Origin of the sequence: Microcoleus sp. Pol8_D6 (genome assembly GCF_036700965.1) — a bacterium.
Classification (GTDB): domain Bacteria; phylum Cyanobacteriota; class Cyanobacteriia; order Cyanobacteriales; family Microcoleaceae; genus Microcoleus.
On the sequence record NZ_JAUBPW010000035.1, the window covers coordinates 57,282 to 64,208 of the forward strand.

The following is a 6,927-nucleotide window of genomic DNA, read 5'->3' on the forward strand; positions in this document are numbered from 1 at the left end:
ACACAGTCCGACAGGGGTTTTAAACCCTCGGCGGACTTGTGGGTTAGCGTGGGGAATTTGGCGCGGGTGATTGTGATAAATTATCGCGGATTGGCGATCTAATTTCTCTCCTTATGTGGCGAGAAACCGAGTTCCTGCGACAATTTTCAGTGGAGTACGAGAAATCTCGGAACAAACCCGGTTCCTGGGATGATTGTGCGAGATAGATTTATCAGAGATTAATCTCATTTGTTTTGTGGCAAAGTCTCGATCCCCCCTAGCCCCCCTTAAAAAAGGGGGGACAAAAGTCAAATACAAATTCCCGCTTCTTAACCAAGGGACAAAAGTTCGATTCAAAGTCCCCCTTCTTAAGGGGGATTTAGGGGGATCTAGGCTTCGAGGTAAAGCAGAGATACCTGTTTTACTGCTGAATGCGCTCTTTTTGAGAAAATTGTCGGAAAGTGCGATCTATAATAAAACCAACCTAGTTGGCGATAATATCAACGATGGAAACTATAACTCTCAACTTACCTGCCGCCGTCGCTTTAACCGACGAACAATTTTATCAATTGTCCATCGCTAATGAAGAGTGGCGATTAGAACAAACCCCCGAAGGAGAACTAATTATTATGCCTCCAACAGGCGGCGAAAGCGGCATCAGAAATTCCGATTTGACTACAGACCTAAATTTGTGGAATCGTCAGACTCGATTGGGAAAAGTCTTTGACTCTTCCACTGTCTTTCAATTACCCAACGGTGCGAAGCGTTCCCCTGATGCTGCTTGGGTACTTCTAGAACGTTGGGAAGCATTATCCGCAGAAGATAAGCGCAAATTTCCTCCCCTATGCCCGGACTTTGTAATAGAATTGCGATCGCAAAGTGATTCCCTAGAAACATTGCGGGCTAAAATGCGGTATTATCGAACTAACGGCTGTCGCTTAGGTTGGCTAATTGACCCCCAAACGCCTTTAGTAGAAATCTATCGGTTGTCTGAAGATGTAGCAGAAGTTATTAATTTCTCTTTTGACCAACCGCCTACACTTTCGGGTGAAGATGTACTTCCCGGATTTCTTCTAGATCTTACACCTATTCTCAATCCTTGAATCTAGATCCAGAACTGTCGCCCAAGTGGCGAGAAACCGGGTTTCTGCGACAATTTGGGTTGAGTACGAGAAATAAGGGAAGAAACCCGGTTTCTGAGATGAGCCTCCATCCACAAAAATGATGAGCAATTATCTCCCCGTCAACGTATCCGCATAAGGATCTGGCAAAGCTTGCTGCACCTCCAAAAGCGGCAAAGGATCTCCAGTCAACGGTTGGCTAATCAAATTTTTTTTTACCCCATCCCCCTTGCGATCGCGCTCTTGCAAATGCGATAATTCCTCTTGATAAACCGCAAGAATCCGCGCCAAACTCGCCGCCAAATCATCCCAATTATCATCTCCTCCCAACTTCTCAGAAATTCCCTCAAATAACTCTCCCGCTTGCCTTTTTTGAACATAAGCTTTCAAAAGCTTTCCCGACTTTTGCAAAACGGCCTGATAAATATCCCCATCAGACCACCACAGCCCCTGTTGACTCAGCAGCCAAGTCAAAATATACTCGCGAGCGTGTTGCTCCTTCACCCAGGCCGCGAGATACTGCAAATCTTCCATAGTTAAAACAGTCTCCTCAATTTTCCTCAAAATGTCCGCTTGTTTGTATCTACCGTTACCGCGATCGACATAATACCTGCCTTATCATCACCTGCCCGCGTCATTAATATCCCTTAAATCTTAAAAAAACCCTACTGATTTACCAAACAGCAATTCTGAGAATATAAAAATAAACCTAAACCTCCTAGGTCTATTGTCCAATACTTTTAGTCCACCGGAAAGCGGTACACCCCGCCTCGCTTTCCTCTCTCGCAAACCTATCATCAAGCGGGAACAACCAGCGGGTTATTAGCATGACAAAGCAAAATTTTGGTTTAATCGGTCTAGCAGTGATGGGCGAAAACCTAGCGCTCAACGTCGAAAGCAGAGGCTTCTCCGTGGCTGTATACAACCGCACCGCAGCCAAAACCGACGACTTCATGGCCCTACGCGCCCCCGGCAAGAACATTGTAGGCACCAAGACTCTGACAGAATTCGTCGATGCCCTAGAAACCCCACGCCGAATCTTAGTCATGGTGCAAGCTGGGAAACCCGTAGATGCGGTCATCGACCAGCTCAAACCCATGCTGTCACCGGGCGACATGATTATTGACGGCGGCAACTCGCTCTACGACGACACCGAACGCCGCACCAAAGATTTAGAATCGATGGGGCTGGGATTTGTCGGCATGGGCATCAGCGGCGGCGAAGAAGGCGCGCTGAATGGTGCTAGCTTGATGCCCGGTGGCACCCGCACTGCTTACGGTCTACTAGAGCCAATTCTCACCAAAATTGCGGCTCAAGTAGATGACGGCCCCTGTGTCACATTCATCGGCCCCGGTGGCGCCGGCCACTACGTGAAGATGGTTCACAACGGTATTGAGTACGGGGATATGCAGCTCATTGCTGAAGCCTACGATTTGCTCAAAAACGTTGGTGGATTGAACGGCCAGCAGTTGCAGGAAGTTTTTGCCGAATGGAATACCACAGACGAGCTCAACTCGTTTTTGATTGAGATTACGGCTAATATTTTCAAGTACATTGATCCGGAAACTAAGCAACCCTTAGTTGAGGTAATTATGGACGCAGCCGGTCAAAAAGGCACCGGCCGCTGGACTGTTATGAGTGCTTTAGAATTGGGCGTGAGCATTCCCACAATTATCGCCGCTGTGAATGCCAGAATCATGTCTTCTTACAAAGACGAGCGGATCAAAGCTTCCCAAGAACTTACGGGGCCTAGCGGCAAGTACGAAGGCGATACTAAAGAGTTTGTGAATAAAGTCCGGGATGCGCTTTACTGCTCGAAGATTTGCTCCTACGCTCAAGGCATGGCGCTGTTGAGCGCGGCGTCGAAGTCGTACAATTACGACTTGAGTTTGAGCGAAATTTCCCGAATTTGGAAAGGTGGCTGTATCATTCGGGCTGGCTTTTTGGACAAGATTAAAACAGCTTTCAAAGATGACCCCACGTTGCCGAATTTGCTGTTAGCGCCGGAGTTCAAACAGAGCATTCTCGATCGCCAATCAGCTTGGCGAGACGTGTTAGCTACTGCTTGCCAACTGGGGATTGCAGTGCCAGCCTTTAGCGCCTCGCTCGACTATTTTGACAGCTATCGGCGCGAAAGATTGCCGCAAAACCTCACTCAAGCTCAGCGGGATTATTTCGGGGCTCACACCTACGAACGCACCGACAAACCGCGCGGTGAATTCTTCCACTCTGAGTGGACGCAGACTGCTAAAGAGTCGCTGCAAACTGGTAGTACGGACTAATTAATTTTTGTAGGGTGCGTTTCGGCGCACCTTACTAATTATTCTGGGTCGCAAATTTTTTTGAGGTTTTTTTTCGAGATAGTTTTTAATATATTCGTCGTTAAAGAGCGATGGCGTCGTTTGTAGTAATCTATGTAATTTTATGAAACCTTTTAGAGTAAAAGCCGCTACAGTTTTCGGTGTGATTGCAACATCGGTATTGGATACATTGAAAGAGGAAGAGTCAAGAAAACGTTTATTAGATAGTGGTATTCTGGAAGTAGATGAAATGACAGGAAAAGAGTTTGAAAATTTTCTATATTTTTATTTTATAAACTTTGGTTATAGTGTTACTTTAACTCAAGATAGTCAAGATTATGGGGCGGATTTAATTTTATACAAAGATGGAGCAAAAACAGTGGTTCAAGCGAAAAGAAGCAAAAATCCCGTTGGGATTAAAGCGGTTCAAGAAGTAGCCGGAGCCGTCAGACATTACAACGGAAATAAAGGAAGAGTCATCACCAACAACAGATTTACTGAAAATGCTTACAACCTTGCTGAATCTAACGACATAGAGTTATGGGATAGAAAAAGACTCATCGAATTCATCCTGACAGCTAAGAAGTGCAAATAATTTATCTACCCAAGTAAGTTATATATAAAAGATGCAATGCTTTCCCGGTATCTTTAATTTCACTTATTCATCATGTTACAAATTTCTAATACTGTGTTCATTCCTGATCGCGAAATCGAGATTAGTGCGATTCGCTCTCAAGGCGCGGGGGGGCAAAATGTAAATAAGGTGGCGAGTGCGATTCACTTGCGCTTTGATATCCCAGCTTCCTCATTGCCCGATCGCTACAAGGAGCGTTTGTTGCAAATCAACGACCAGCGCATCACCTCCGAAGGTGTGATTGTCATCAAGGCTCAGGAACACCGCAGCCAGGAACAAAACCGGGAGGAGGCTTTGAGACGGCTGCAAGAACTGATTAAAAGTGCGATCGTCATACCGAAAAGGCGCAAACCCAGCAAAGCAACTCGTAGTTCCCAGCGCAAGCGTCTCGACAGCAAAACCAAGCGAGGGCAGATTAAAGCTTTGAGAGGGAAAGTCACGGATTGAGCGATGAAAAGTCGATCGGGCTTCTGAGTTTTTAGTTATAGCCTTAGTATTTTCCGGGCTTGGGTGCATGACTCAAACCCATTTCCCTAGACATGGACGAACCCCTGCAGGTTAGTTGTCGTTCGGTGAGGGCTCACGACTTGGTAAGTCATCGGGAATTTTGGTTACGTCTAATCCTAAAAGCTCAAACATAGTTTTTAGAGAAACCTGGTACAGGTTAGCCAGTGCAGCTACGTTTTCAACAGTTGGCAGGGACTTTCCTGATTCCCAGTCAGCTTGCATCCGCTCAGAAACGCCGATATGTTGTTTGACTTGAGGGCGGGTTAGACCAGCTTGTTCTCTGAGAAGCCTTAATGGAGACTTTTCCTTTTCTTGCGAATTTTCTGCCACAATACATGAAGCTTGTTTCACGGCTTCTAGCTTCTTGACCTCCGCCGAAAGATGAAGTACACTTAATGCTTGTAGGTCATCGGGAATTTTGGCTACGTCTAATCCCATACATCTAGCAAGTGTTTTTAGAGGTACGCCTAGCTCGCGCGCCAGAGCAATGACGCGATCGAAGCGAGGAATGGATTCCCCTCGTTCCCAATCGCCAATAATGCGAATTCCTACCCCCATTCGACGACTAAGTTCAGGTTGGGTCAAATTTGCACTTTCTCTAAGGTTTTTCAAGGTTATGGTTTCTTGATCTTTAGCTTCCATCAATTATAGCAGTTAATTGCTAGCAAAATAGTGCTTGACAAAATTGAAATCTGGCACTAAACTGCTAGTAGATAGGCAAAACAAAGGCAACCGGGCGAGCCTCCAAGGTCAAAATGCAGGTTTGAAGAACTGCCTTATTTGTAGCGTCTATCAATTGTGCTTGCATACCCAAGCGTATTTTCGGGGGTTGGGCGCATACCTCAAGCCCCTTTTTTCTCAACGCCGAGGAGGTGGTGCTATGTAAAAGGTCGATCGACCTCACAAGACAGCCCAACTCAAAATTGTATCAAAGATCTAGACCAAAACTTCAACTTTGCGATCGCACAACTTCCGTGCTATCGTGCCCTTTCTCGAACCATTCCAGATCATGTCCACATCAATTGACAACTTCTACCTAGGCGATGTCGCCTCCAACTTTCACTTTGCAGGCCCGCTGCTAGACTTTGAAGAAGAAATCCAGAATCAATCTCCCTTTCACGATTTAGACTACCTGACAGGCGAAATTAAAAGGGGATTCCTAGACTACGTGCGTCAAGGAATCATGCTGGACGCGATCCGAAAGCTGCGATTGTACAAAGACAAGTTCAAAACTTTTAAAAGTTACTGCGAACAAGCATTAGGTAGGCAGTATTTTTACTGCACACAAATTATCAAAGCTGCGAGTATTTGCCTGCGCTTAATTAAAGCCGGATTTGAGATTTTGCCTAGCTGCGTTGCTCAAGTTGTTCCTTTGTTCAAACACGCAATTACCGACCAATATGGCGACTGTCGTTTACAGGAAAAGTGGCAAGAAGTTGTCGATGTCATACCAAAAGAAAGGATTACCGCAGTAACTATTGCCGAAACCGTTGACAACAATCCCAACCTCCGGCTCAAACAAATTCGCATTAAAACCGACACCTATGCCCTTTTAACGAAAAAAGCAGCCGCAGCCGGACTGTCAATTTCGGAATTTTTGGCAAGGTTGGTTGGCGAATACAATCCCAGCAATTTAGAGCAGCCAGCGGAACATACTCCCGAACAAGAGGAGATTTTAGACCAATTAGACGCGGAGTTTAAGAAGCCGGCCACGGAACAGACTTCAACTTCTGCCCCAGGAAAAGTTAAGTCTAAAGGTTTTGGAGTCAAAGTTGAGCCTAAAGGTGGTAAAAGGGAAGTGAAGGCGAAAACTTCGGAAAGGGAAGTTAAGGCAAAAACTTCGGAAGGTGAAGTTAAGTTCAAAAATCGGCAAACTGAAATCCAAGCCGAGAAACAGTCGAATTCATTTAATGAGAAAAATCATGAAGTCATCTGCCCAAAATCCAATCATGCGTCAACTGAAATTAATGGAGGCTCAACTGAACGAAATTCAGTGCCACCTTATTAAAGCCAGTGTGTTGAATTGGTGGCAAATAGTTTTGCCTGACGGACAGAAAATTGCGATCGAACACGCGGGCGGCGGACACTGGGTTTTTCGGGCGAACGGGCTTGAGAAATCTCATCCAGAAGTGCGGCTAGCAGTGTTGAAGGCGATCGCCCAAGGCTGTCACAGGTAAGTTACGGCTAAGGACACGGCGCAGTGCCGTGTCCTTAGATCGACTGGCGATCGGATTTGATATGAGTTGGGGATGTAAGCTGTTAGTCATTTAAATTTATTGCCTCAACCCCTTGCAGTATGGGGTCTGGCCCCTGGGGGGGTGACAAAGATGCCTAAGAGATAGACCGAATCAGGGTTGCAGCCCGCATACCTTGTTGGTAAAAGCGG

Annotated in this window: 8 protein-coding genes; 6 read left to right on the forward strand and 2 right to left on the reverse strand. The window is 46.0% G+C overall.

The genetic code is table 11. The features are described from left to right. Positions 1-485 precede the first annotated feature (485 nt). Complete coding sequence (locus tag QUA10_RS15775; protein ID WP_015176293.1) at positions 486-1,082, forward strand: Uma2 family endonuclease; 597 nt, start codon at positions 486-488, stop codon at positions 1,080-1,082. 129 nt (positions 1,083-1,211) lie between these two features. Here the strand turns inward: QUA10_RS15775 and QUA10_RS15780 are convergent, their stop codons facing one another. Beyond that, entirely contained in the window at positions 1,212-1,634 is a 423-nt protein-coding gene (locus tag QUA10_RS15780) for a hypothetical protein (RefSeq protein WP_333075311.1), read from the reverse strand. A 293-nt stretch (positions 1,635-1,927) separates the two neighbouring features. Between QUA10_RS15780 and gnd the strand changes: the two genes are divergently transcribed. From gnd to arfB, 3 genes are all read left to right on the forward strand, one after another. Next, a complete protein-coding gene (gene gnd, locus QUA10_RS15785) occupies positions 1,928-3,382 on the forward strand; it encodes a decarboxylating NADP(+)-dependent phosphogluconate dehydrogenase (protein WP_333084222.1) in 1,455 nt (484 codons plus the stop codon). A 142-nt stretch (positions 3,383-3,524) separates the two neighbouring features. Next, the gene (locus QUA10_RS15790) at positions 3,525-3,995 is read left to right on the forward strand and encodes a restriction endonuclease (RefSeq protein ID WP_333084221.1); all 471 of its coding nucleotides are present in this window, start codon (positions 3,525-3,527) and stop codon (positions 3,993-3,995) included. A gap of 72 nt (positions 3,996-4,067) precedes the next feature. Next, the gene (gene arfB / locus QUA10_RS15795) at positions 4,068-4,481 is read left to right on the forward strand and encodes an alternative ribosome rescue aminoacyl-tRNA hydrolase ArfB (RefSeq protein WP_333084220.1); all 414 of its coding nucleotides are present in this window, start codon (positions 4,068-4,070) and stop codon (positions 4,479-4,481) included. 111 nt (positions 4,482-4,592) lie between these two features. Here arfB and QUA10_RS15800 read toward each other — a convergent pair whose 3' ends face one another. Further along, on the reverse strand, positions 4,593-5,183 hold the full coding sequence (locus QUA10_RS15800; RefSeq protein ID WP_333084219.1) for a helix-turn-helix transcriptional regulator: 591 nt from the start codon (positions 5,181-5,183) through the stop codon (positions 4,593-4,595). A gap of 367 nt (positions 5,184-5,550) precedes the next feature. Here QUA10_RS15800 and QUA10_RS15805 point away from each other — a divergent pair, with 367 nt between their 5' ends. Then, entirely contained in the window at positions 5,551-6,549 is a 999-nt protein-coding gene (locus tag QUA10_RS15805) for a hypothetical protein (protein WP_333084218.1), read from the forward strand. A gap of 10 nt (positions 6,550-6,559) precedes the next feature. Next, a complete protein-coding gene (locus QUA10_RS15810; RefSeq protein ID WP_333086303.1) occupies positions 6,560-6,718 on the forward strand; it encodes a hypothetical protein in 159 nt (52 codons plus the stop codon). The last annotated feature ends 209 nt before the right edge of the window (positions 6,719-6,927 follow it).